Origin of the sequence: Dermabacter sp. Marseille-Q3180 (assembly GCF_940792985.1) — a bacterium.
Classification (GTDB): Bacteria; Actinomycetota; Actinomycetes; order Actinomycetales; family Dermabacteraceae; genus Dermabacter; species Dermabacter vaginalis.
Map to the genome: position 1 here is coordinate 567,895 of NZ_CALNWU010000001.1, position 22,959 is coordinate 590,853.

Here is a 22,959-nt window from a genome sequence, read left to right on the forward strand (position 1 = left end):
CTGCATGACGTTCTTTGACTGGCAGGATCCACTCACCTGATAGTTCGTCTTCGCGCAACCGCCACAAGGATCTTTCTTTGATGCTCTCGCTGTGTGAGCATCGTACGTGGCAGCTAATTGGGCAGCTGGGATTGGCTTTTCCGCGCGACCATTGACACTTGCGGCTGAAAGGGAGAGAGCGTCGTTTTCCTGGTCATACCTATATATTTCGACGCCGACTCCGGTGGAGCCGTCTTCGGCGGTCTCTTTTGTATAAACGAGGAACCGAGAGTCGGGAAGCTGGAGGGCTGCGACGGACCGGTGGGAGCCGTCGCTGAAGCTTGTCCGGGCGAACTCCGATTGCATTGCTTCGGGCGCATCGGGACGCTGCCCGGCCTCGGTGGCCTCCTTACCACGTAATCCCTTCTGAGCGATGGCTGTGCTCCGCGGGAGACTCGTTGCCAGGTCGAGGTCAAGTGCGGCGAGGGCAGCTCTTGTGTTGCTATCTTCCGAAAGCTCTTGCATCAGCTCGTCGATGCTGGGCTGGTCGAGACCACTAGTCTTGGACTTTAGCGGCTTCGGCTCGAGGGCATGCGCCACCCCTGAGCCAACCCGTGTATGGATGGTTGCAATGGTAGCGACGGCCGCGAGCCCGGCTACGCTTTGAAGCGCGGCGCGCCTACTGAAGAACCGTCGCTCCGCATGAGGAGTAGTAAATGCTAGATGTTCATTATTGCGGTGAACTCCGATAATTCGGGCCAACAGAAGGGACGTAGTCGGGCCAAAGCGGCGGGCCATGAGAGCAACAAGCCGCGGGCCTGAGTATACCTTTGGGGTAGTACGATTGAACGTGATCGCCACGGGGATGTGTGGCGGGTTTGGGCCGAAGTGGTTGATGCGGATCTGTTCGACCTCTGGGTCGGAAAGAGGTCGTGCGAGGAGTTTGCCGTTGGTTTCCTGCTCCAGTGAGTGAGAGATGGCGCTACATTCCCCGCACCCTGAATCAAAGGCGATGTAGGTTTTCGAATAGTCCAGGGAGTCCTGCGTCATTACTGTACTCCTGTGGCTTTTCGGAAGGCACCGGTTGGTCACCCCTGAGTCAAACTAGCAGCCGACTCTAGTGTGGTCAAGATCTCAAGTGAGCTTCCTCTGAACTCCGGGCCAGTTCTAAGGACCAAGCATGGGGAGTTGGTCAAACGTGTTGCTCTCGGAGATCGGTTTGGATTTCGTGAACAAACGAGGTGTGTAGTCGGGCGGCGATAGCCCTTTGTGGAGGCGCATACCGCCGAGGCTATTTCCCGACTAACCTGGCCGCGATGACGTCGTCCGTGTCGCCCTGAACCGTGAGCACGGCACCCACCTGAAGGACATCGCCGAGGACTTCGGCACCAGCTTCTCCTGCCTGACGAACTGGGTCCGCCAGGCCGAGGCCGAGGCCGGCAACAAGTCCGGCACCACGAAAGCCGAAGCCGAAGAACTCCGCGCCGCATCCCCACGCCCCCAGATGCCCATGAGCACCACTGAAACGTGGCAACCGAGCCACCCGCGACACCACGAGCCCACGCATCCTGCATCAGCACATGGTCAAAACCGTCGCCGTCATCAGCACGCGACAGCTCCGAAAACCGTGTCACCGCCTCAACTCCAGGCCCCACCTGACGAGACCCAACCCCCATCACGTCCTCAACCGCAGCCCGATCAAGATTCGTCGCGACACTCGTAATCACGTAACCGAGAGGGTTATCCATCGCCAGCAACCGCGCCGCGAAAACCCCTAAATCACCGCCACCGCAGCCAGCCACAACCAAGACCGCTTCGCTCACGCAGTCCCCACTGCATTCGAGCGTCGAAGACTTAGCTGAAAGCACTTCACCGATGAGCTCCACGAACTCAGGACCTGCTTCGCCGTGCCAGCCGTCTTCGGCTAGCCCGCCCAAGATTCCCCGAAACCTCGCTTGGTCAGTCATCGCGCTACCGCCTACTGCGCCGAGCCCTCGTCGGACTCACGCGCTTGCTCGGCAGCTTCACCCCATCGGCGAAGCATTTGGCCGCGAACGTTAATTTTTTCGTCAGTCGCGGCTCGTAAGGACAATGCGACTTCGTCCCAGGTCGCAGGCCGAACGGAACGCCTTTGGTCCATTGCCCAGTCATAAAGTCCGGGGTAGCCCTTTTGTGTGAGCAGGATGTCTGCAATTCGAGCACTAGTAGTCATAAGGACAGCGGACTACTATTTTTAGTAATCTCGCACCATCTTAAATACAAATTGGTAACGATGCAGTTAGCGCCCACCCTGAGGGTATGTTGACACTGAATCAGGTAGGAATCATAAAGCAAACGGTAGACGAACGAATTTCTGCGGCCACTCGCGCACTGGTAGCACTCCACGGCATGAGGAACGCCGACCTAGCAGATGTGCTTGGCATCGGGCAGAACTCTGTGTTTATGAAGTTGCGCGGCGACTCACCTTGGAAGGCGGCTGAGGTGGCACTGGTGGCGGAATACTTCGGTGTGCCGATCTCTATCATTTTCGATGGGATGGCTGCCGTTAACAATGAAGAAGCCCCCGCTCTTCCGAGCGGGGGCTTCCGTGTCGTGCGCCATCAGGGACTCGAACCCCGGACCCACTGATTAAGGTGTTCTCCCACCCGAGTAGTTTTCCTCCGTGTAATTGGCCGTGTGCATATCCTTCGCGAGCGGGATCGACGCGCACTGGCGGAGCCGAAGCCCCTTCGATGGCGTCAACAAAGCGGTCGCGGGCGGGATGAGTCGAGGAGCCGCTCTCTCCCCTACATCGAGGGGAACCCCCATGTTTTCCGCTCCTTCATCATCACGGATTATGACGAGGTCGAAGGTGACCGAATTGCCGAGCTACAAAGACTCCCTGAGCCCTCCTCCATCGCGCAGAACCCGTACACCACAGCCGGACACGGCGTTGTGGGTGAGCTCTTCAGCCGCGGCCGTAGCTGCGCAGCCGCAATAATCGCGGAGGAGTCTGTTGCGACCTCTCAAGACACCAAGAAAATCATCACTTCCATTCCGCCTGCCCGCAGCGCCTGCTAAATTGCACCAATATGGAACGCATCAGCTTTGGTTGGGACTACACGGATTGGCCGATATTTAGCAGCAAAACCGGCAGCGATCCGTATCCAGACATCCGCTCCCAAATATCTCCCGATCTCGCCAATGCTCTCGCGCAGTGGGCTGAAGAGATGTGCGAAGCGTACGCGGATGAGACTGGTCTCGTCCGACCAACGCCGTCAACTGCCGCCAAACTCGATAGCAAATTCGATGAGCTGACTTCACGACTTCTCGCTGAAGGAATCGACGTTGAGCAAGACGCTCGTTGGTGGCATTCGTAACCACTGAGTGGATGTCAATGCAGCCGGCCTACGATCGACGTGAGCTCTATACAGGTCGCACGTTTACGCACCTTTGCGAGGGCAAGCGCTGCGGGTAGGGGTATGTGCGCCGCGTTCCCAAGGGGCAGTTTTGGCATGTGCGCGGAAATAAACGCGCAGGGAAACAATCATGCTCAAACGCAAGTGCTCACAGCGGCATAGGCGACTGGAGACAAGAACCGGTCGTTTCACAAAGCGTCTGGGACACTTTAAATCCGGTGGCACCAAAACCACACGGCATTACAGCAAAGCTCGAGTCAATCCATAAACGGGAAGGTCGTAAGAACTGCGTAGAGACAGTTCAATTCGTTGGCGGATCTGGGTCAAAGCGCAAGATGTCTCCTGGTTCGCACTCGAGCGCCTGACACAGAGCCGCCAACGTGGAGAACCTAATGGCCCGAGCATGACCATTTTTTAGGACACTTAGATTTGTCGGAGAAATATCTACACGCTCCGACAATTGCTTAACCGTCATTTTCCTCTGGACTAGCAAAATGTCTAAATCGACTCTGATGGCCATCAGACTAAACCTTGCATGTCAGATTGCATAACAAGATAGGACCGTGCAGAGGACCTCAGGGCGAGAGTAAAGCAGACCGACGCTACACCAACAATGACATTCGCTGCCAGAAGTAGAACAATCCCTGGCCCGCCCACCTGCACGACCGCAAGAAGATGAAGCAGCACTAAAGCTGGAATTCCGAATACTCCACAGAAAAGGACACCTATACCCAGCAGAAAATCTGGAGTTGGCAGTGGCAGTAGCTGCTTTGCACGCAGTTCCCGCACGAGGAAAAAAGTAATGACAAGCACGCACTCGAGGCAGAAGAGAGCCGCTATTCCCGCAAGCGCGTAGGGAAGAGTGAGGGACTCGGTCTCCGCGTACGCCCCTCCGAAGGCTTCGGCCAGCTCGGGAAGAAGGATCTGGAGCAGGAGGCAGCCTAGGAGCAGTGCTATGAGTGCGCCTTCACTGGCGCGGCCAACCAATCGTGACATGTAACGATTATCGGTAATGACGTAACGATAGTCAATATGTATCCGAGAGCGAACAGCCTCAAGACTTGAATGAACTGGTCACCGTGGGCGGCGTTGTCGGGTGTGGTCACGGGTGGCCAGGAAGGAACACTCGGCCACCCGCACTCACGGTTTTCGTGTGGTCGAGGTCGGCGGTTGTACGGGCATAGGGGGGCCCTTCGGTGTCCCCATCGCCTCTTCTGCGACGGCCTTGCTTCGCTATATAGCAGTGAAGCCCCCGCTCGAAGAGCGGGGGCTTCTGTTGTGCGCCATCAGGGACTCGAACCCCGGACCCACTGATTAAGAGTCAGTTGCTCTAACCAACTGAGCTAATGGCGCCTAACGAAGAAATACTTTACGCCGCACCTTGCCGCTTGCGCCAATCGAGCCCGGATTTTTATGCCGAAGCACACATTCAGTGCCGCCACTTAGACTGTGGCAGTGAGTCGTAGCCGAACCATAAGGAGCTGAGCGGTGAGGATCGCAGTCACGGGTGCCACGGGAGTCCTTGGGCAGCAGGCTGTCGAGGCCCTCGTTGCGGCCGGGCACGAAGTCACGGGTGTCACGCGTCGCGAGCGCGGCCTTCCCATTGTCGAGGGGCGCGGCGCCCACGGAGTCATCGCCGATGTCTTCTCCGCAAGCGACCTCGAGCGCACCTTTCGCGGCCACGACGTCGTGATCAACACCCTCGCGAAGATCCCCACGGGAATGGGCGCACTTCGCCCCTTCGCCTGGCGCGAGGACGACCGTCTCCACCTCGAGGCTTCCGCAGCAATCGCGAAAGCAGCCGCACGCGCGGGCGTTCGCAAACTCATCCAAGAATCCTCGATGTTCATGTACCCCGATAACGGGAGCAAATGGATCAGCGAGGATCACCCTCTCGCCGTGAAAAACCAGGCCTTCCAACCCCGCGTGCGCGAAATGCGCGCGGCGGTCGACTTCGCGGAAAGCGGACGCAGCGCCGTCATCCTCCGCCTCGGGCAGCTGTACGGCCGCGACCCGGGCACAACCTACGCCCTTCGTAAGACTCGCGAGGGCGAGGCGGTTTTGCTCGGCAAGCCGAGTGACTACATCACTCTCGTGCACCACATCGATGCCGGCCGCGCGTTTCTCGCGGCCCTCGATGCCCGCTCGGGCTTCTACAACGTGGGAGGCGAGCCCATCACACGCGCGAGGTGGGCAAAAGACCTGGGACGTGAGGCGCGCGCGCAGGGCGACGCAAAGTTCTTCCCGGCCGCAACCCAGGCCGTTCTTCCCGCGAAGATGGACGTCCAACGCCGTTCGCTGCGCGTTTCCTCGATTCGATTCATGCGCGAAACAGGCTGGCGCCCCACGATCGGACCGTCGAGCCTCGGCTGGTCGCGCATGTAAAACGTCGCCCGCACGCGACACATGACACCTGTCACCTTCTTCTCGTGACAGCCCCCGATAGCGGGATTTTCGTGCCTGAAAAAGACTTGAGGCATGAACAACATCGCAGTGGAGCTCACAAATCTCCGTAAAGAATTTCCCTCGGTGCTCGCCGTCAACGACATCGACCTCACGGTCGAGCGCGGCGAGATCCTTGCATTTCTCGGGCCGAACGGCGCGGGAAAAACCACGACGCTCGACATGGTGCTCGGCCTCTCGCACCCCACGTCGGGGAGCATCCGGGTGTGCGGCACCACGCCGCGCGAGGCGATCAAGGCCGGCAAAGTCTCTGCACTTTTACAAACGGGCGGTCTCCTCAGCGACATCACGGTGGGAGAAACCGTCGATTACATCGCCTCGACCTTTCCGAAGCCCACGATGGGCCGACGCGCCCTCGAGCTTGCGGGAATTTCCGCGCTCGCCAATCGCAAAGTCAAAGCGTGCTCGGGCGGCGAGCAGCAGCGTCTCAAGTTCGCGCTCGCCCTCCTTCCGGATCCGGAGATTCTCATTCTCGATGAACCCACGGCCGGCATGGACGTGACGGCGCGCCGCGCATTTTGGGAACAGATGAAAGCTGAGGCAACCGTCGGGCGCACGGTCATTTTCGCCACCCACTACCTCGAAGAAGCTGAACAATTCGCCAAGCGAGTGGTGTTCATTTCCGAAGGTGAGATCGTCGCCGACGGCCCCACCGAGAAAGTCCGCGACTTCACGGGCGCGCGCGAAGTGCGTGTGCGCGCGAACGATCCCGAAGCTGTCATGGCCGCCCTTCGCGAACGCTTCCCGCACCTGAGCGTCGAGGTCACGGGGGCACACTTGACAACCGTCGCGAGTGAAAGCGACGACGTGGCCCGTTTCCTCCTCTCGCTCGCGGGCGTGAGCAATCTCGAAATTTCACACCCGTCGCTTGAGGACTCGTTTGTTCGCCTCACGAAAGATCGGAAGGATGCCTAATGTTTGCGATCGAACTCAAACGCCTATTCAGGGATCTCGTCACCCTTTTCTTCATCGTTGTCTTACCGGTCATCATCTACATTGCCCTCGGCGAGACAAGCAGCTTTGCCGAGGCGAGGATCGGCGATGGTAACGTTGCGATGTCGATCATGGTGGCTATGGCAGCCTACGGTGCCGCGAGTGCAACGACGGGCATCGCGTCACAAGCCGGCGTCGAAAAGATCCGAGGCTGGGGCCGCCAACTCGGCCTTACACCGCTCAGCGACATGCGCTACATCGCAGTGAAGTCGGCGGTGGGCTCCATCATCGCTGCCCTTCCCATCATCATCATGTTCATCATCGGCGCCTTCACGACAGCCGACGCACCACTCGAAGATTGGATCGTGTCGTTCCTCATCCTGTTCGCGGGATCACTGATGTTCGGCTTTTACGGGCTGATCTTTGCCTTCGCCATGCGTAGTGAAGGCGCAGCGAGCGCTTCGACCGGGTTGATCGTGCTCTTTGGTTTCCTGGGGAATCTCTTCATTCCGCTTAGCGGAACTCTCCTTGAGATCGGGCGCTTCACACCCCTTTATGGCTACGCCATGCTCGCCAAGTATCCCTTCATGCATGGGAAGATGTACTCCATGAATGGAGGTTTCTACACCGATCCTCTGTGGTACGGGCTCGTCAATATGGCTGTGTGGTGCGTGATCTTCACTGCGGCCGCAGTCTTGCTCGCCCGTAAAACTCGCGAAAGGCAGTAATGCTCGAGAATTCTGGAAAGGGAGTCACCGAGAATCGAAGGCGCACGCTTGCCTATGCGATGTCGCTCGTGTGGCTTCTTTTCCTTTCATTTCCACTGCTCACCGCGGTCTACGATGATATTCCGACGGCTTCTCGGATCCTGTCGATCCTCGTGACGGTCGCCTTTGCTGGCCTCTATGCAGGATCGATGATCCGGCATTTTCGTGACCCCGATCGAATTACCGATTCGGTCACGTGGAAGACTGTCGCGTTCATCGCGCTCCTCGTGGCGATGTGCGTCACACAGCTGCTCCTTATTGGCGTCGATGCACTTTCACTCGTCGTGTTCCTCGTCCCCACGACAGTCTTCCTCTTGACGCCACGCACCGGCTATATCGCCGGAGCGTGCGTCGTGGTCGCGATTCTCGCGGCAAGCCTCCTCACCCGAAACCTCGCAATCCTCTCCTTCGGGATCATCTCTATCGGCGTCTTTTTCGGCTGTGCTGGTTCGGTCTTCCTCACGAAATCAGCAATCGATGATTCCCGCGTCGCGACTCAAGAGGCCGTTCTTGACGAGCGCGAAAGGGTTGCGCGCGACATTCACGACGTTCTCGGGCACACGCTCACGGCGATCGTGCTCAAGTCGGAGCTCGCCGAGCGCCTCGTTGAGAAAGATCCGATCGCTGCTAAGCACGAGATAGCCCTCATCACCCAACTCTCACGCGAGGGCATTGCCGATGTGCGCTCCACGGTGCTCGGCCTTCGCGTGCGTCAGCTTGGAGTCGAGCTCGAGCAAGCCCGCTCCGTCGTGCGCGAAGCTGGGATCGATTTGACGGTCATTGGCGAGGCAGACGACGTTGACCCCCGTTACCGGATCCTTTTCGCGTGGGCGCTGCGCGAAGCCATGACGAATATCGTGCGCCACGCGCACGCCACCCACGCGAGCATCACCCTGCACAATCACCGCATCGAAGTTAGCGACGACGGCGTAGGGTTCTCGGGCACGAGCGGGAACGGTCTGCGCGGCCTTCGCGAACGCGTCGAAGATGCAGGCGGATCACTCATCCTCACCGGCGGCAATGACGGAACGAAGGTGCAGGTATCAATGTGATTCGAGTGCTCATTGCCGACGATCAAGCCATGGTGCGCGGTGCCCTTGCTGCTCTCCTTAATCTCGAGGACGATATTGACGTCGTTGCTGAAGCGGCCAACGGTGAGGAGGCCCTCACCGCGGCGGCCTCCACGGCGATCGACGTTGCACTTCTCGACATCGAGATGCCAAAACTCGATGGCATTGGGACGACCGCGGCTCTTCGCACCCGCCACCCCGACATTCGTTGCCTGATCGTCACCACCTTCGGCCGCCCCGGCTACCTCCGTCGAGCACTCGAGGCGGGGGCGAGTGGTTTCGTTGTCAAAGAAACCCCCGCCGAGCAGCTCGCCGAAGCCGTGCGGAAAATCCACGCGGGCCAGCGCGTCGTCGATCCGGCTCTCGCAACCGAATCCCTGTTCGAAGGAGCCAATCCCCTCACCGAGCGCGAACAGGAGATCCTGCGCATCGCGCGCGATGGCGAAAAAATCACGAGCATCGCGAGAAAAGTGCACCTGAGCGAAGGGACCGTGCGCAACTACCTTTCCTCGGCGATCCACAAAACCGGCGCCGCGACCAGGGCCGCTGCCGCGAAGCGCGCCGAAGAACGCGGCTGGCTCTAGGGACCTGCAGCCGTCGGACTCCCCCAGCCCACGCTCACCCGCGCGAGCGGGCGTTGACCTCGAGACGATCGAGCATGTCCTCCGCCGAGCGCAACGCATGGTGAGAATACGCGCCCACCGAACGCTCCTCCTCGAGCGCAAGCCGGAGCGCATCGAGGTACCGCGTGAAGAGAGCCCAGTAAATATCGCGCGTATCGCGCTCGAGGCGCAGCGCCTCCGTATTCGTGCGATTGTTCAGCACCGCCATGCGGCGCTCGAGCTTCGTGATGACATGAGGGGGAACGGGCTCGCCGTCGATCGTTTGCTCGGCAAGGGGCCCGAGTTCTCGGTTCACGGTCTCGAGCATGCTCCGCACGAGCATCTTCTCCTCGTTCCTGCGCTCATCAACGCCGGGGGCCGCGAGGCCAGTGGAACGGATCACGAACGGGAGCGTGCCGCCGAAAAGCAAAAGTGACGCCACCGCAACGAGGAAGGCCACGAGGATCACGGTTTCGCGATGCTCAACAAGCTGGCCTCCGGCGACATACGGGAGGGTCTGGATCGCGGCGAGAGTCACCACTCCCCTCATACCGGCCCACGCGAGCACGACCCCGCCCTTCGGGGAGATCTGTTCAGTGAGCGCGTAGTCAATATCGGCGCGCGTGCGGTTGAGCCAACGAGAACTCTCCAACTCCCAGTTCTCTCCGAAGCGTGCACGAGCACGCTCCTCGCCCTTTTCAGGGAGCCCATCCTTGAGGTAACGGCCGAGGGTTCGCGCGCGTGCCTCACGATGGTTCGACATCCACACCACGACCGCCACGCCAATGGCACGCAGAACAATAAGCACAACGAGGACCACGAGGGCCATGAGCCACACGCGCCCCATGCCGCCACTCGAGCGAGAATCGCTCACGAGCAGCGTGATTTGCATGCCCATGAGGAGGAACACCGCGTGCTCGAGCACGTAGCTCACGGTCGCCCACGTCGACCTCACCATGGTCCGTTCCTCGGCATTAAGCGAACGCGGCGCAAGGTGCGTCATGACAACCGAACTGACGACGACCGCAATCACGCCCGAGGCATGCACTTGCTCCGCGGGGATGTACGACGCCCACGGGCTTGCGATCGTCGCGACCGTCACGAGGATGGGATCGTCAAGGCGGCCACGCGCCCAGTTGATGATCCTGCCAACCACGTACCCGATCGCGAGACCACCGACAACGGCCCACAGGAAGCCGAGACTCGCCTCGACGAACGAGAAGCCGGCGGCGAGCGCCGCGACGGCCATGCGCATCGTCACGAGTGCGGCGGCGTCGTTAAAGAGACTCTCGCCTTCGAGCAGGGTCATGATGCGATCGGGCAAGCCGAGCCTTCGGCCGATGCTCGTCGCGGCGACTGCATCGATCGGGGAAACCGCGGCGCCGAGCGCGATCGCGAGCGGAAGCGAGATCTCGCTGAAGAGCGCGTTCACGAGGAGGCCCACAACGACCGCGGGCACAATCACCATGACGATGCTGAGCCACGCGATCGGCTTGAGATTCCTCCGAAGCTCGATCACGGGAACATTGCGCCCCGAGGCGAAGAGGATCGGCGGAAGTATGCCGAGAAGAACGACCTCGTTGGAAAGCTCGACATCCGGAACCCACGGGATGAAGCTCGCGGCGATACCGAGCACGAGCAAAAGCAGCGGTGCCGCGATCCCCGTTCGACGAGAAAAAAGCGCCGAAGCGACGAGGACGGTGAGACCTACCAGGGCCAGAACGATGAGTTCCATAACTTCCTTTTAGTCCCGGGCCCCGCCCCCTCACATCCTCAGTTCGACTGCACCTGCGCGAGGAAGTCCTTCGCGCCTCCCACGAGCTCGACGTGCCCCGTGGGAAGATCCGCAATGGCGAGTTTCGCGATTTCCTCGGCGAACTCGCGAACAGAGTAGAGCTTGCCGGCGGCCTCGCGGCGCGCCTCGAGTGCGCCAGGCTCCACGCGGTTGAGGAGGGTCGCCGTCACGGTGCCCTCAATCATGTCGCCGGAGACGACAACGAAGCTCACACCCTTTTCGCTCATCTCGGGGATGCGCGAAGTGAGCTCGTCTTCACCCGCGCGCTTCGACTTTGCGACGGCATCATACGCGTCCATGGTCTCAACGTCATTGATGAAGTGCGCCTGGTGGCTCGTCACGAAGATGACGCGCCCTCCCGGGGTCATGCGCTTGAGAGCGGCGGTGAGGGCGTTCGTCTGTGCATCGCGGTTGAGGCGAAGCGCGTAGTTCTCGCCGAGGTCCTTCTCCATGCCACCCGAGGCGTTAAGCACGAGCAGATCGAGCGAGCCGAACTCGTCGATCGCCGTCTGCATGAGGCGCTCGAGATCCTCCTCGTTCGTGAGGTCGGCACCCACGGCGACGGCGCGGCCGCCGGCCTCCTCGATTTCCTTCACGACCTTGTTCGCTCGCGGCGCCTTCTGTCGGTAATTCACCACGACGTTGTAGCCGCCCGCGGCGAGAATCTTCGCAGTGTCGGCGCCCACGCCTCGCGACGAGCCCGTGATGACGGCGGTCTTGGTGGTGGTCATGAATGAATCCTTCCGTGAGGAGGCGAGATGGTGTCAGAGATAAAGGCCGGCGACGTCGCCTTCGTGCGCGTCTTCGTACACGGCGTGCACGTCGCGTTCGCGAAGAAGCACGTATACCTTCGCATCGAGTTCAACCTCGGCGCGGTCGGCGGGATCGAAAAGCACGCGATCACCCACGCGCACCTGGCGCACGTTACTTCCGGCGGCCACGACGTTCGCCCACGAGAGGCGGGTCGAGACGTTCACGGTCGCCGGAATGAGAATGCCGGACTTGCTGCGGCGCTCCCCTTCGGGGTCTGGCTCCACGAGCAGACGGTCGTGGAGCATCCGCAAGGGAAGCGCGGGAGTGGCGCTCACTTCTGGCGGTAGTCGCGGTCGAAGTAGTCGCCGTCCTTCGGCGTGCGGGTCACAAGCACGATGGCTCCGGCCGTGAGCGCGAGAAGGCCGAGAGCGCCACCGACGAGGCCCGCAACCGGAGCGGGCTTCACGGCGCCGCTATCGGCGACGAAAAAAGACTTCGCGGTATCCGTTGCTTCGTTCTTCCAGCGCTGGATGGCGTTGACGGGGTTGACGCGGTCGAGTAGTTCGTCGATGTCAGCGGCGAGGTTGTCCTGGCGGCGCAGGGCCTCCCCCTTCATGTCCTCGAGGCTTTCCTTCTTCTTTCCCACGAGTTCCTCCCGGGATGTGTCGTCGCATGGTCGTACCGCTTGAGTCTACCGGGCGCCGGCTGGACTTTCACCGCGACGTTTCGAGCAGGTAGGCTTAAGAAGTATGCGCACGTGGCGGAATTGGTAGACGCGCTGGATTTAGGTTCCAGTGCCTTCGGGCGTGGGGGTTCAAGTCCCCCCGTGCGTACTCGCTCTTATCTCGACAGCGCGCTGAGCGTTGAGGAGGAATCGATGACCCTGATCGGCCTCGTGCGGCACGGCCAAACCGACTGGAACCTCCACAACATCTTCCAGGGGGCGAGCGATGTGCCCCTCAACGCGACCGGCATTGAGCAGGCCCACCACGCCCTCGATTCCACGCCAGCGTTTCCGTGGGATTTTGTGATGAGCTCCCCGCTCATCCGCGCGCGCCAGACCGCCGAGATCATCGCCGTCGATCACGGCCTTCGATTCACAGGCGTTCACGAAGGCTTCCGCGAGGTGGATTTCGGCTGGGCCGAGGGCCAACCGACCGCCGATGCCTACGCGGCGTACCCGAAGCGTGACTTCCCGGACCGCGAAAGCATCGACGCGGTTCTCGAGCGCGCATGCGGCGCACTTCGCGATCTTTCGGATCAGCACCCCGATGGGCGCATCCTCGTCGTCGCCCACGGCACGCTCATCCGGTACCTCGTGAGCGCCGTCGCGCAGCGTGACTTCACCTCGCTCCCGAACACCTCGCTTACGCTGCTCGAGGTTTCCCCAACCCTGTGGCGCGTGCCCATGATCGCCGGGTCCTCACTCCGCGAGCCCTTCGAATGGCGCCACAGCGAGGAAGCAATCCCCACGATCGACCCAGCGTGGGACGCGCCTTTTGGCATCAACCCGTCCGCCCTTCCGCTCGCGGAACACTCCGCGCTCGAGGCCTACCGACCCGCCACCGACACCGCATCGGCGAACGATCCCGAGGAGTCACAATGACGCGCACCGCAGTGGGAACCGAATCCAATTGGTTTGACGACGATGAGATTCGCGATCTCCGCCGCAAACTTCCGATCCTGTACATCGATGTCGTTCCCGTACGGCTCGACTCCTACGGGGCCATCAAAGAGATCGGCTTGCTCCTGAGGGCCGACGGTTCCGGGCGCATTATCCGCTCCCTCGTTTCGGGCCGGGTTCTCGTGCACGAGAGCTTGCGCGAGGCGATTATTCGCCACGTGGAAAAGGATCTCGGCACGGTGGCACTCCCGAAAGTTCCCACCTCGATGGTGCCGTTTACCGTTGCGGAATACTTCCCCACACTGGGCCAATCACCGTTCGTGGATCCGCGCCAGCATGCCGTCTCGCTCGCGTACATCGTTCCGGTGGAGGGCGATTGTGCACCCCAGGAGGACGCGCTCGATCTCGGATGGTTCGAGGCTGCCACAATCCTCGATTCGGCTGTCATGGACGAACTCGAGGAATCGCACGCGATCCTCGTGCGTCGCGCCCTCGCCGCGGGCGGCGTCAGCTAGCCGCACACAGCTCGCGCGACTAGATCAAGCTCGAAAGGTGCGCAGCGAGGGCGCGAAACGCCTTGCCGCGGTGGCTAATCGCGTTCTTTTCCTCGGGCGTGAGTTCCGCCGATGTCTGCATAAAGCCCTCGGGCACAAACAGCGGGTCGTAGCCGAAACCACCCTCGCCCCGTGGCTCCGTGAGGAGCGCTCCGCGCATGCCGCCAAGTTCAACAACTTCGTGGGCTGCACAACCGTCGGCCGCCGGCACGACCGCCGCGGCCGCGCACACGAACCGGGCGCCGCGGTTGGCGGGCGCGATATCGGCAAGCTGGGCGAGAAGGAGCGCGTTATTCGCCGCGTCGTCGCCGTGGCGGCCCGACCAGCGCGCGCTAAAAATGCCGGGGCTTCCGCCGAGAATATCAACGGCAAGACCGGAGTCATCGGCGATCGCGATAAGGCCGCTCTCTCGCGCCGCCGAACGTGCCTTGATCAGAGCGTTCTCCTCGAAGCTCACACCATCCTCAACCGGGTCGGTGAGCCCCAATTCGGCACTGGAGACGACAAGAGCCGGGTCGAAGCCGTCGATCGCCCCCGCGAGTACCTCGCACAGTTCTTTGAGCTTCTTGGCGTTGTGGCTCGCGAGAACGATCTTCGCGTCGGTACTCACTGGCGTTCCTCAAAGGCCGCGAGCTGCATCTGGATCAACTGTTCACAGCCCTGGGAGGCCAGGCCAAGGAGTTGGTTCAGCTCGTCGTAGCTAAAGGGCGCTCCCTCGGCTGTTCCCTGTACCTCAACGAACTCGCCCGAACCGGTCATGACGACGTTCATGTCGGTTTCGGCCTTGACATCCTCGCGGTACTCGAGGTCAAGCATCGGGGTGCCGTCGATGATGCCGACGCTCACCGCCGACACGGAGTCGCGCAAGACGTCGGCGAGCACCGGGATCGAGGCATGGCGTTTGCCCCACGTGATCGCGTCGACGAGGGCGACATACGCGCCCGTGATTGCTGCGGTCCGCGTTCCACCGTCAGCTTGCAGAACGTCACAATCGAGCTGAATCGTGTTCTCGCCAAGCACCTTCATATCGACGACGCTTCGAAGCGAGCGACCGATCAGTCGCGAGATTTCGTGGGTGCGCCCACCGATCTTGCCCTTGACGCTCTCGCGATCCGAGCGGCTCCCGGTCGCGCGCGGAAGCATGGCGTATTCCGCCGTAACCCAGCCCGTGCCGCTGCCCTTCTTCCAGCGCGGCACACCCTCCGTGAAGCTCGCCGCGCACAGCACGCGCGTGCGCCCAAATTCGATCAGGCAGCTGCCTTCGGCGTGGTCAAGCCAACCGCGCGTGATCCTCACGTCGCGGAGCTGATCGACGGTGCGCCCGTCGACTCGGGTGATCTGCTCAGTCATGGCTTTCTCCTCGTTGGTTGCGAGCTGGGCATTAAAGCGTGTAGGTGCGAAGTGACTCGGCGAGTTCGAGAGGACCGTCGAACTCGGCCCTCGCCTCCTCGAGCGGGACTTTGCGATCGGTCCACGGCGGGATGTGGGTCAACACAAGCTTCTTCACCCCGGCTTCGCGCGCCAGAATTCCCGCACGCTTGCCCGTCAAGTGGATGCCCTGGAAGTGGTCGTCGCGCCCCTCAACGTACCCGGCCTCGCACAAGAGAAGGTCAACGCCACTTGCGAGAGCAGAGGCGCCCTCGCACACGTCGGTATCTCCCGTGTAGGCGAGTACGGTGTCGCCCACGGCGATACGGAAGCCGAATGCGGGAACTGGGTGCTCCACGGGAACCGCCGTGATGACCGCGCGCCCCGCTTCGATGCTGTCCCCCTCCGATAGCGCAATGAACTCGTAGGGGGCGCGGCTTGCGCCAGGCGGGATGGGGTCGGGATTGCCGGTCGCGGCGCTCAAACGTTCATCGATGCCTTCGGGCGCGAAAACGCGGACCGTCGGGCAGTTGACGAGCGGGTGGTAGGCGAGGTACACCTCGAGTCCCGCGAGGTCGAGGAAGTGATCCGCATGCAGGTGCGAGATGAGAATGATGTCGATGTGAGACGGGTCGATGACCTTGTGAAGGTTAGAGAGGGCACCATTGCCGCAATCGATGAGGATGCGAAACGGCTTACCGCGTTTACCGGGCACGGTCACGAGGTAGCACGAGGCCGGCTCGCCCGGACCCTCATAGCTGCCGGAGCAGCCCACCACTGTCAATTCGATGCTCATGCATTCTCCTCACGGGCGGGGATGGAGGTCGTGTGGGTCATCGCGGGGCCGAGGAAGCGCTGCGAGAGGCGCGCGAAGTTGCTCGTGCGGCCCACGCGCGGCGCCGTCTCAGCGAAGATGTGGCTCGGCGCGGTGGCCGCCGTGCGCATGAGGTTTTCACCCTGAAGTGTGCGGTACACGTCGATTGCGGTTTCTTCCGAGGATGACACGAGCGTGACGTCCGGCCCCATCACGTAGCTGATAACGCCGGCGAGCAGCGGATAGTGCGTGCAGCCAAGCACGAGCGTGTCCACGCCCGCTGCTTTGAGGGGCGCGAGGTACTCCTCCGCGGCAGCGAGGACCTCCTCGCCCGAATCGGTCCCGCTCTCAAGGAACTCGACGAAGCGGGGGCAGGCTGCGGCCTCCACATGGACGTCAAGCGCCGCTGAAAAGGCATCCTGGTAGGCCCCCGACTTCACGGTCGCGCGCGTACCGATCACGCCGATCCGCTTGTTATGGGTTACGGACACGGCGCGGCGCACGGCAGGCTTAATGACTTCGAGCACGGGAACGCTATAGCGCTCGCGTGCGTCAGCGAGAACCGCCGCGGTTGCCGTGTTGCACGCAATCACGAGCATCTTGACGTCGTGCTCGACGAGTTCGTCCATGACCCCGAGAGCGTATTCCCGCACCTTCGCGAGCGGTTTGTCGCCGTAGGGCGTGTGGGCCGTGTCGCCGATGTAGAAAAGCTCTTCGTTCGGCAACTGATCGATGATCGCGCGTGCGACAGTGAGCCCGCCGATCCCGCTATCAAAAATCCCGATGGGTGAATCGTTCACGCTTTCAATCTATCCATCTGCGCGCTGACCGAGAGTGCTTCGGCCCACCCGTGCAAGGGATCTCACAGGCATCTAGGAGCGAGCGTTCAGAGCCCCAATCAACGTCGCCTGAAGCCACGAGGCGAACTCATACAGTGTCGCGAGGAACTCCAAACCGGCAACTCCCGGCTCGGCCTCAACCTGTTCGAGGTCGTTCGAACACAAAAGCTGGAGCGCTTCGAAGTCACCGTCGTTCTCGATCCCCATGCGGTCCGCGAGAACGAGGCGAATAATGTTGAGCGCCTTGAGCCATGAGAGCGCATCGGAGCGCTCGATCACGATCTCATCGTGCGGCCCCTCTCCCCCGATGTCGCCGGCAACTTCCAGGCTCGCGCGAAGCACACTCAAGTTCGCGATATGGGCATCGGCGAGGTTGCCCTGCGTGAGCCGCCGATACTCGCCCGCCTCGTCATCGTTCTCGCTCGCGGGCGGGAAAAGCCGCTGGGTTGCGCTGTCGCGCGGGGCCTCCGTCCGCGCGCGCGAGGTTTCAGCCTCGAGCCTCGAGAGTGGATCCTCTGACATCACCTCGCTCGGGCGTTGACCGGTCTCATCACTCTCGCCGATTTCAAGATCGGCGCGGATGAGGTCGGTAATTTCGCCCGCTACTTGCGCGAGAACGGCGCGCTCTTCCGCCTCGAGCCTGCACATCAGTCGACCGTCGGCCCGCGCGATGAACGAATGCGCCACTACGCCTCCTCGAGGATCGCGAGGAGGCCGAATTCGTGCATCGCACCCACGTGAGATTCAGCGGTCTCTCGCCCGTCGCACGACACGATCGCACGCCCCTGCGTATGGACCTGCATCATGAGCGCGTGGGCCTTGGAGCGGGCGTACCCGAAGTGAGTGCGAAACACGTAGGTCACGTACGTTTGCTCATTCACCGAGTCGTTAAGCACGACGGTGTTCCACTTTCGGTCGGTTTCGGTTCCGACGCTTGCCAGGGACTCGCTCTGGCGGTCTTCGCGCACGGCGTTTCCTCCCTCGCCTCTCAACTTCGGGCTCCACTACGGGTATGAACACTAAGACTACCCGGCTTCCTCATTTAGGCTTGCTCTGTGCCAACGACCTCACTAAAGACCGATTTGTACGAACTCACCATGATCCAGGCCGCGCGTGATGCCGGTGTCGCGGATCGCCAATGCGTGTTCGAGGTGTTCACCCGCTCGCTTCCCGAGGGGCGACGCTACGGAGTGTTCGCAGGAATTGGCCGCATTCTCGATGCGCTCGAATCGTTTCGCTTCGAGGCTGAGGATCTCGATTTTCTGCGGTCGACGGGGCAGTTCACCGAAGACGTGCTCGCCTATCTCGCGGACTACCGGTTCGAGGGCAACATCGATGCGTATGCGGAAGGCGAGCTCTTTTTCCCGGGCTCCCCCGTCGTGCGCGTCGAAGGCACCTTCGAGCAGTGCGTGCTTCTCGAAACACTCGTGCTCTCCATCCTCAATCACGACTCGGCGATTGCGTCCGTGGGCTCGCGCATGATCCAGGCTGCGGCGGGGCGTCCGTGCATCGAGATGGGTTCGCGGCGCGTGCATGAGGATGCCGCCGTTGCCGCCTCGCGTGCCGCGGCCATCGTGGGATTTTCGTCAACCTCGAACCTCGAGGCCGGCCGAACCTACGGGATTCCCGTCGTTGGCACCTCCGCCCATGCCTTCACTCTCGTGTTCGACACCGAAGCGGAAGCCTTCCAGGCTCAAGTGAACTCGCTGGGCGCACACACGAGCCTGCTCGTGGACACGTTCGATATCTCCGCGGCCGTCGAATCCGCGGTAGCCATCGCGGGCCCCGACCTCGGCGCGGTGCGTATCGACTCCGGCGCCCTCGGCGAAACGGCCCGCGAGGTGCGTGCCCAGCTCGATGCGCTCGGCGCGACGCGCACCTCGATCACCGCGACAAGCGACCTCGACGAGTACCGCGTGTTTGCACTTCGCGACAGCCCCGTCGATAGCTATGGGATCGGCACTCGCCTCGTGACCGGCGGCGATCACCCCGCACAGGGCTTCGTGTTCAAGCTCGTCGAACGCGAAAACTCTTCCGGCACGATGGAAGCCGTCGCGAAGAAATCCGCGCAAAAAGCCACGATCGCGGGGAGCAAGCGTGCCTATCGCGTGTGCGATGCGAACGGTGCGGCCCGCGCCGAGCTCGTTCTCGCCGACGATTCGGGCGAACAGCCGTCGGCCTCCCTCAACGCGCGCCCGCTCCTCACACGCCTCGTGGAAAACGGTGAGGTTCTCGACTCCCGCAGCCAGTGGGAGCGTATCGAGAAAGCGCGCCGCGTACACGAACGCGCGCTCGAGGAACTCTCGCTCGCCGATTCGCACATTCGCACGGGCCAGGACGGCGCGGTACTGCTCCCCGTTGTGCATTCTCTTCAGGAACTTCAGGAGCTTTCGCACTGACACTTCGGGCTCACCCACCGCGAGCCACGCGGCGCAAAGTGTGGAAGATTCGCCTGGCCAGGCAAGCGTCGGATTATTTCTTCCCCACGAACCAGCCGCGGAGGATGTCGATCCTTTTTTGAATCTGCTCGGCGCTCGCCTGCGGAACGGCCGGGCCACCCGAGCGGCGACGCAGCTCGTTATGCACCTGGCCGTGCGGGGTTCCCGTGCGTCTCGCCCAGCCCGACACGAGCGAGCTAAGCTCCTTGCGAAGCGCCGTCACGTCACGGTGCGTGGGCCCCGCGGGGGCACTCGAGTGACGCGCACTTCGCTGCTGCTGATTCCTCTGACGCTCACGCAAAAGCGAGGTCACTTGTTCCGGCTCGAGAAGGCCGGGAATCCCCAGAAACTCTTGCTCCTCTTCGCTACCCGCCATCGCAAGCGTGCCGTATTCACCGCCGTCGAAAAGCACGCGGTCGAAGTGGGCATCGGACTCGAGAGCCTCGTAGCTTCCCTCGAGCTCACCGCTCGCCTTTTCCTCGCGATTTGCTTCACGCAGAGCATCCTCGTCAAGGCCCGTTTCGGGATCGAGCTGTTCTTTCTCGCGCATGTCGAGAACGTGATCGCGTTCAGCTTCCATTTCATTCGCGAGGCCGAGGAGAACGGGGACCGAGGGCAGGAACACGCTCGCCGTTTCACCGCGCGTGCGTGATCGCACGAAACGCCCCACCGCCTGGGCAAAGAACATCGGGGTCGAGGTCGAGGTCGCGTACACGCCTACGGAAAGGCGCGGAACGTCAACGCCTTCGGAGACCATGCGCACCGCCACCATCCAGCGATCAGTCGAGTCATTGAACGCCTCGATTTTGCGACCAGCGCTCGAGTCATCAGAAAGCACGAGAGTGGGCTTCTCGCCCGTGATGCGCTCGAGAATCTTCGCGTAGGCGCGCGCGGTTGATTGGTCCGTTGCAATCACGAGGCCGCCCGCGTCCTTCACACCGCGCCGCACTTCCGTGAGGCGCTGGTCGGCGGCCTGGACAACCGTGGGGATCCACTCGCCCTTCGGGTCGAGCGCCGTACGCCACGCCTGCTGCATGATGTCTTTCGTTTCGAGGCCGCCGAGCTGCGCTGAGACCTCATCCCCGCTCTTCGTGCGCCAGTGCATGCGACCCGAATACGTCATGAAGAGCACCGGGCGCACGACGTGGTCCTGGAGCGCCTCGCGGTAACCGTAGGTGTAATCGGCCTTGGAGCGGAGGAAGCCCTCGCCATCAGCTTCGTAGCGCACGAAGGGAATGTGGGCATCATCCGAACGGAAGGGCGTGCCCGTAAGCGCGAGGCGCCGTTTCGCCGGGTCGAAGGCCTCGCGCACACCGTCACCCCACGTGAGTGCATCACCCGCGTGATGAATCTCGTCGAGGATCACGAGGGTCGGCGCAGCCTCCGTTCGCGCCCGATGCAGCCGAGGGTTCGCGCCCACCTGGGCGTATGTCAGTGCCACACCCTGGTAGTGATCGCCGTGGCGCCCCTGGGCGTTGGAAAAGTTCGGATCAATCTGGATTCCCACGCGCAACGCGGAATCCGCCCACTGAGTTTTAAGGTGCTCCGTGGGAGCAACGACCGTCACGCGGCGCACGATCCCCTCGCGAAGAAGGCCCGCAGCAACCTGGAGCGCAAAGGTCGTTTTACCGGCACCGGGCGTCGCGACCGTCATGAAGTCGCGCGGTTGCGAATCCTGGTAGAGCCTCAGCGCCTCAGCCTGCCACGCACGAAGCTTCGGAGCCGTGCCCCACGCCGCCCGCTCGGGAAATGCCGGCGGCATTTGCTGCGCCGCAAACGAGGACGGCTTGCGCGGCGTTGCCTGGGTATGCACGGCCGGCGCCTGCTGCTCGTTCGTGCGAGTGAACTCCAGGTAGTTCGAGAACAGGTCGGGCGAAGCGGAAGAATCGTGGGCATTCATAGGCGCCCTCCACGATAAACCCGTGAGCGCTTAGAGAGCCTTAGCGACCCGAGCCGAAAAGCCCACGGAAGCCGCCAAACCCGCCTTTACCTCGTCCTTTATCGTCGCCTTCGCCCGAGTTGCCTCCGTCACCTATGCCTTCGTAGATCTCCTTGCACTGCGGGCACACGGGGTATTTCTTCGGGTCTCGGCCCGGAACCCACACCTTGCCGCACAGGGCGATCACCGGTGAATTATTGAGTGCGGCCTTCGCGATCTTTTCTTTCTGCACATAGTGGGCGAAGCGGTCGTGATCACCGGGGTCGGCGTCCTCGGTTTGCTCCTCGCGCTCGAGCACCGCGGTCGAGCTCGGGGCGGCGCCAGGGGCCGCGGGGGCCTGAGGCGCGCCGTGGTCCGGAGAGTTCGGATCCGAAATCGAGGCCGTGAAACGAATGCGTGAAATGCTCATGGATCGATCCTAACCGCGCTCGCCCGAGCCTTCGACAGCGTGCGCTACGGCCGGGGTCACGCGCTCGTCAAACACGCTCGGCACAATGCGGCGGGCTGAAAGCTCATCGTCGCTCACCACGGCGGCGATCGCGTGGGCTGCCGCGAGGAGCGCCTCGTCGGTCACCTCGCGTGCGTGAGCATCAATGAGACCACGGAACACGCCTGGGAAGGCAAGCACGTTATTAATCTGGTTCGCGAAATCGCTACGACCGGTGGCCACAACGGCAGCGTGCTGCCACGCGATATCCGGGTCGACCTCGGGAACGGGGTTCGAAAGTGCGAACACAATTGCGCGCGCGTTCATGCTCCTCAGCATTTCCTCATCGAGGATGTTCGGCACGCTCACGCCAATGAAAACGTCGGCACCGTTCACGGCCTCGCGCAGCCCGCCCTCGACTCCGCGAGGGTTCGTGTGATCCGCGATCCACTCGAGACGGTCGCCCTTCTCGCGGCCCGCCTTCACGATGCCCTTCGAATTGGTCACGATCACGTCGCGCGCACCGGCCGCGAGAAGAAGCCGCAGGATCGCCGTGCCGGCCGCGCCCGCACCCGACATCGCGATGCGGACTTCATCGATGCTCTTTCCCACCACTTTGAGCGCGTTGGTGAGGGCCGCGAGCACGCACACGGCCGTGCCGTGCTGATCGTCGTGAAACACGGGAATGTCCAGCTCGGCACGCAAACGGTCCTCGATCTCGAAGCAGCGCGGCGCGGAAATATCCTCAAGATTGATGCCGGCGAAAGCGGGGGCGATAGCTTTCACGTGGGCGACGATCTCGTCTACGTCGTGTGCGTCGAGGCAGATCGGAAAGGCGTCCACACCCGCGAAACGCGAGAACAGCGCTGCCTTTCCCTCCATGACGGGAAGCGCGGCAAGCGGGCCACGGTCGCCGAGGCCAAGGATTGCGGAGCCGTCGGTCACGACCGCGACCGTGTTCTTCTTGATCGTGAATTCGCGTGCCTTCTCGGGGTGCTCAGCGATCTCCTCCACAACGCGGGCAACGCCCGGGGTATACACAATCGCGAGGTCGTCGGCATTGTCGATCGGGGCGGTGGGCTCGACCGTGAGCTTCCCGCCCTCGTGGGCCTCGAAAATGCGGCGTTCGACGGCCGCGGTGCCGGTCGCGAGGCGTGTAGGTTCGGTGTTGTCGGGTGTGTGCGTAGCCATGCCCC

Annotated in this window: 25 protein-coding genes and 2 tRNA genes; 11 read left to right on the forward strand and 16 right to left on the reverse strand. The window is 62.1% G+C overall.

What is annotated here, in order from left to right:
• Nucleotides 1-2,367 precede the first annotated feature (2,367 nt).
• Nucleotides 2,368-2,607 (forward strand): helix-turn-helix domain-containing protein, encoded by a 240-nt coding sequence (locus NBW56_RS10165; RefSeq protein WP_167346644.1) that lies wholly within the window; start codon nucleotides 2,368-2,370, stop codon nucleotides 2,605-2,607.
• A gap of 443 nt (nucleotides 2,608-3,050) precedes the next feature.
• Complete coding sequence (locus NBW56_RS02565) at nucleotides 3,051-3,338, forward strand: hypothetical protein (RefSeq protein ID WP_250257874.1); 288 nt, start codon at nucleotides 3,051-3,053, stop codon at nucleotides 3,336-3,338.
• Nucleotides 3,339-3,678: 340 nt separating this feature from the next.
• On the opposite strand, the gene NBW56_RS02570 is transcribed toward NBW56_RS02565, so the two are convergent.
• The 3 genes from NBW56_RS02570 to NBW56_RS02580 form a co-directional block, all read right to left on the reverse strand.
• The gene (locus tag NBW56_RS02570) at nucleotides 3,679-3,897 is read right to left on the reverse strand and encodes a helix-turn-helix domain-containing protein (RefSeq protein ID WP_074299012.1); all 219 of its coding nucleotides are present in this window, start codon (nucleotides 3,895-3,897) and stop codon (nucleotides 3,679-3,681) included.
• On the reverse strand, nucleotides 3,897-4,373 hold the full coding sequence (locus tag NBW56_RS02575) for a hypothetical protein (protein ID WP_250257875.1): 477 nt from the start codon (nucleotides 4,371-4,373) through the stop codon (nucleotides 3,897-3,899). The genes NBW56_RS02570 and NBW56_RS02575 overlap by 1 nt, the downstream gene beginning before the upstream one ends.
• Nucleotides 4,374-4,656: 283 nt before the next feature.
• Nucleotides 4,657-4,730 (reverse strand) — tRNA-Lys (locus NBW56_RS02580).
• Nucleotides 4,731-4,865: 135 nt separating this feature from the next.
• On the opposite strand from NBW56_RS02580, the gene NBW56_RS02585 reads away from it, so the two are divergent.
• From NBW56_RS02585 to NBW56_RS02605, 5 genes are all read left to right on the forward strand, one after another.
• The gene (locus NBW56_RS02585; RefSeq protein ID WP_250257876.1) at nucleotides 4,866-5,762 is read left to right on the forward strand and encodes an NAD-dependent epimerase/dehydratase family protein; all 897 of its coding nucleotides are present in this window, start codon (nucleotides 4,866-4,868) and stop codon (nucleotides 5,760-5,762) included.
• Nucleotides 5,763-5,855: 93 nt separating this feature from the next.
• On the forward strand, nucleotides 5,856-6,755 hold the full coding sequence (locus tag NBW56_RS02590; protein ID WP_250257877.1) for an ABC transporter ATP-binding protein: 900 nt from the start codon (nucleotides 5,856-5,858) through the stop codon (nucleotides 6,753-6,755).
• Nucleotides 6,755-7,501 (forward strand): ABC transporter permease, encoded by a 747-nt coding sequence (locus NBW56_RS02595; RefSeq protein WP_250257878.1) that lies wholly within the window; start codon nucleotides 6,755-6,757, stop codon nucleotides 7,499-7,501. The genes NBW56_RS02590 and NBW56_RS02595 overlap by 1 nt, the downstream gene beginning before the upstream one ends.
• Complete coding sequence (locus NBW56_RS02600; RefSeq protein ID WP_250257879.1) at nucleotides 7,501-8,592, forward strand: sensor histidine kinase; 1,092 nt, start codon at nucleotides 7,501-7,503, stop codon at nucleotides 8,590-8,592. Before NBW56_RS02595 ends, NBW56_RS02600 begins: the two co-directional genes overlap by 1 nt.
• On the forward strand, nucleotides 8,589-9,194 hold the full coding sequence (locus NBW56_RS02605; protein WP_250257880.1) for a response regulator transcription factor: 606 nt from the start codon (nucleotides 8,589-8,591) through the stop codon (nucleotides 9,192-9,194). Before NBW56_RS02600 ends, NBW56_RS02605 begins: the two co-directional genes overlap by 4 nt.
• 34 nt (nucleotides 9,195-9,228) lie before the next feature.
• On the opposite strand, the gene NBW56_RS02610 is transcribed toward NBW56_RS02605, so the two are convergent.
• From NBW56_RS02610 to NBW56_RS02625, 4 genes are read right to left on the reverse strand one after another with little or no spacing between them, the layout of a single operon-like run.
• Nucleotides 9,229-10,947: a cation:proton antiporter gene (locus tag NBW56_RS02610; RefSeq protein WP_250257881.1), complete on the reverse strand. Its 1,719-nt coding sequence runs from the start codon at nucleotides 10,945-10,947 to the stop codon at nucleotides 9,229-9,231.
• A 38-nt stretch (nucleotides 10,948-10,985) separates the two neighbouring features.
• A complete protein-coding gene (locus NBW56_RS02615) occupies nucleotides 10,986-11,738 on the reverse strand; it encodes an SDR family oxidoreductase (RefSeq protein WP_250257882.1) in 753 nt (250 codons plus the stop codon).
• 33 nt (nucleotides 11,739-11,771) lie between these two features.
• Nucleotides 11,772-12,095 (reverse strand): GroES family chaperonin, encoded by a 324-nt coding sequence (locus NBW56_RS02620; protein ID WP_502799322.1) that lies wholly within the window; start codon nucleotides 12,093-12,095, stop codon nucleotides 11,772-11,774.
• A complete protein-coding gene (locus NBW56_RS02625) occupies nucleotides 12,092-12,406 on the reverse strand; it encodes a hypothetical protein (protein WP_250257883.1) in 315 nt (104 codons plus the stop codon). Before NBW56_RS02625 ends, NBW56_RS02620 begins: the two co-directional genes overlap by 4 nt.
• 105 nt (nucleotides 12,407-12,511) lie before the next feature.
• Here NBW56_RS02625 and NBW56_RS02630 point away from each other — a divergent pair.
• From NBW56_RS02630 to NBW56_RS02640, 3 genes are all read left to right on the forward strand, one after another.
• Nucleotides 12,512-12,593: transfer RNA gene (locus NBW56_RS02630), tRNA-Leu, on the forward strand.
• Entirely contained in the window at nucleotides 12,587-13,366 is a 780-nt protein-coding gene (locus NBW56_RS02635; protein WP_250257884.1) for a histidine phosphatase family protein, read from the forward strand. Before NBW56_RS02630 ends, NBW56_RS02635 begins: the two co-directional genes overlap by 7 nt.
• Complete coding sequence (locus NBW56_RS02640; RefSeq protein WP_250257885.1) at nucleotides 13,363-13,899, forward strand: DUF4916 domain-containing protein; 537 nt, start codon at nucleotides 13,363-13,365, stop codon at nucleotides 13,897-13,899. Before NBW56_RS02635 ends, NBW56_RS02640 begins: the two co-directional genes overlap by 4 nt.
• Before the next feature lie 19 nt (nucleotides 13,900-13,918).
• On the opposite strand, the gene rdgB is transcribed toward NBW56_RS02640, so the two are convergent.
• The 6 genes from rdgB to clpS all read right to left on the reverse strand — a co-directional run bounded on the left by rdgB (nucleotide 13,919) and on the right by clpS (nucleotide 17,927).
• On the reverse strand, nucleotides 13,919-14,548 hold the full coding sequence (rdgB, locus tag NBW56_RS02645; protein WP_250257886.1) for an RdgB/HAM1 family non-canonical purine NTP pyrophosphatase: 630 nt from the start codon (nucleotides 14,546-14,548) through the stop codon (nucleotides 13,919-13,921).
• Nucleotides 14,545-15,288, reverse strand: coding sequence for a ribonuclease PH (gene rph / locus NBW56_RS02650; protein ID WP_250257887.1), 744 nt, complete (start codon nucleotides 15,286-15,288; stop codon nucleotides 14,545-14,547). Before rph ends, rdgB begins: the two co-directional genes overlap by 4 nt.
• A gap of 31 nt (nucleotides 15,289-15,319) precedes the next feature.
• Complete coding sequence (locus NBW56_RS02655) at nucleotides 15,320-16,102, reverse strand: MBL fold metallo-hydrolase (protein ID WP_250257888.1); 783 nt, start codon at nucleotides 16,100-16,102, stop codon at nucleotides 15,320-15,322.
• On the reverse strand, nucleotides 16,099-16,920 hold the full coding sequence (murI, locus tag NBW56_RS02660; RefSeq protein WP_250257889.1) for a glutamate racemase: 822 nt from the start codon (nucleotides 16,918-16,920) through the stop codon (nucleotides 16,099-16,101). The genes NBW56_RS02655 and murI overlap by 4 nt, the downstream gene beginning before the upstream one ends.
• 72 nt (nucleotides 16,921-16,992) lie before the next feature.
• Entirely contained in the window at nucleotides 16,993-17,646 is a 654-nt protein-coding gene (locus NBW56_RS02665; protein ID WP_250257890.1) for a DUF2017 family protein, read from the reverse strand.
• Nucleotides 17,646-17,927, reverse strand: coding sequence for an ATP-dependent Clp protease adapter ClpS (gene clpS / locus NBW56_RS02670; RefSeq protein ID WP_061211652.1), 282 nt, complete (start codon nucleotides 17,925-17,927; stop codon nucleotides 17,646-17,648). Before clpS ends, NBW56_RS02665 begins: the two co-directional genes overlap by 1 nt.
• Nucleotides 17,928-18,014: 87 nt before the next feature.
• On the opposite strand from clpS, the gene NBW56_RS02675 reads away from it, so the two are divergent.
• Nucleotides 18,015-19,358, forward strand: a complete 1,344-nt coding sequence (locus tag NBW56_RS02675) for a nicotinate phosphoribosyltransferase (protein ID WP_250257891.1) — start codon at nucleotides 18,015-18,017, stop codon at nucleotides 19,356-19,358.
• Nucleotides 19,359-19,431: 73 nt separating this feature from the next.
• Here NBW56_RS02675 and NBW56_RS02680 read toward each other — a convergent pair whose 3' ends face one another.
• From NBW56_RS02680 to NBW56_RS02690, 3 genes are read right to left on the reverse strand one after another with little or no spacing between them, the layout of a single operon-like run.
• Nucleotides 19,432-21,297 (reverse strand): DEAD/DEAH box helicase, encoded by a 1,866-nt coding sequence (locus NBW56_RS02680; protein ID WP_502799323.1) that lies wholly within the window; start codon nucleotides 21,295-21,297, stop codon nucleotides 19,432-19,434.
• Between the two features lie 40 nt (nucleotides 21,298-21,337).
• Nucleotides 21,338-21,745, reverse strand: coding sequence for a DUF3039 domain-containing protein (locus tag NBW56_RS02685; protein ID WP_065248088.1), 408 nt, complete (start codon nucleotides 21,743-21,745; stop codon nucleotides 21,338-21,340).
• 9 nt (nucleotides 21,746-21,754) lie between these two features.
• Nucleotides 21,755-22,954 (reverse strand): NAD(P)-dependent malic enzyme, encoded by a 1,200-nt coding sequence (locus NBW56_RS02690; protein WP_250257892.1) that lies wholly within the window; start codon nucleotides 22,952-22,954, stop codon nucleotides 21,755-21,757.
• Between the last annotated feature and the right edge of the window lie 5 nt (nucleotides 22,955-22,959).

Bases quoted from the DNA above. Each gene is read 5' to 3' on its own strand.
- NBW56_RS02685 (WP_065248088.1), bottom strand. From the start codon at position 21,745: ATGAGCATTTCACGCATTCGTTTCACGGCCTCGATTTCGGATCCGAAC.
- NBW56_RS02640 (WP_250257885.1), top strand. From the start codon at position 13,363: ATGACGCGCACCGCAGTGGGAACCGAATCCAATTGGTTTGACGACGAT.
- NBW56_RS02600 (WP_250257879.1), top strand. From the start codon at position 7,501: ATGCTCGAGAATTCTGGAAAGGGAGTCACCGAGAATCGAAGGCGCACG.
- NBW56_RS02595 (WP_250257878.1), top strand. From the start codon at position 6,755: ATGTTTGCGATCGAACTCAAACGCCTATTCAGGGATCTCGTCACCCTT.
- NBW56_RS02680 (WP_502799323.1), bottom strand. From the start codon at position 21,297: ATGAATGCCCACGATTCTTCCGCTTCGCCCGACCTGTTCTCGAACTAC.
- NBW56_RS10165 (WP_167346644.1), top strand. From the start codon at position 2,368: ATGAGGAACGCCGACCTAGCAGATGTGCTTGGCATCGGGCAGAACTCT.
- NBW56_RS02590 (WP_250257877.1), top strand. From the start codon at position 5,856: ATGAACAACATCGCAGTGGAGCTCACAAATCTCCGTAAAGAATTTCCC.
- NBW56_RS02610 (WP_250257881.1), bottom strand. From the start codon at position 10,947: ATGGAACTCATCGTTCTGGCCCTGGTAGGTCTCACCGTCCTCGTCGCT.
- rph (WP_250257887.1), bottom strand. From the start codon at position 15,288: ATGACTGAGCAGATCACCCGAGTCGACGGGCGCACCGTCGATCAGCTC.
- NBW56_RS02565 (WP_250257874.1), top strand. From the start codon at position 3,051: ATGGAACGCATCAGCTTTGGTTGGGACTACACGGATTGGCCGATATTT.
- NBW56_RS02570 (WP_074299012.1), bottom strand. From the start codon at position 3,897: ATGGCCATCAGAGTCGATTTAGACATTTTGCTAGTCCAGAGGAAAATG.
- NBW56_RS02615 (WP_250257882.1), bottom strand. From the start codon at position 11,738: ATGACCACCACCAAGACCGCCGTCATCACGGGCTCGTCGCGAGGCGTG.
- NBW56_RS02690 (WP_250257892.1), bottom strand. From the start codon at position 22,954: ATGGCTACGCACACACCCGACAACACCGAACCTACACGCCTCGCGACC.
- NBW56_RS02575 (WP_250257875.1), bottom strand. From the start codon at position 4,373: ATGTCACGATTGGTTGGCCGCGCCAGTGAAGGCGCACTCATAGCACTG.
- NBW56_RS02655 (WP_250257888.1), bottom strand. From the start codon at position 16,102: ATGAGCATCGAATTGACAGTGGTGGGCTGCTCCGGCAGCTATGAGGGT.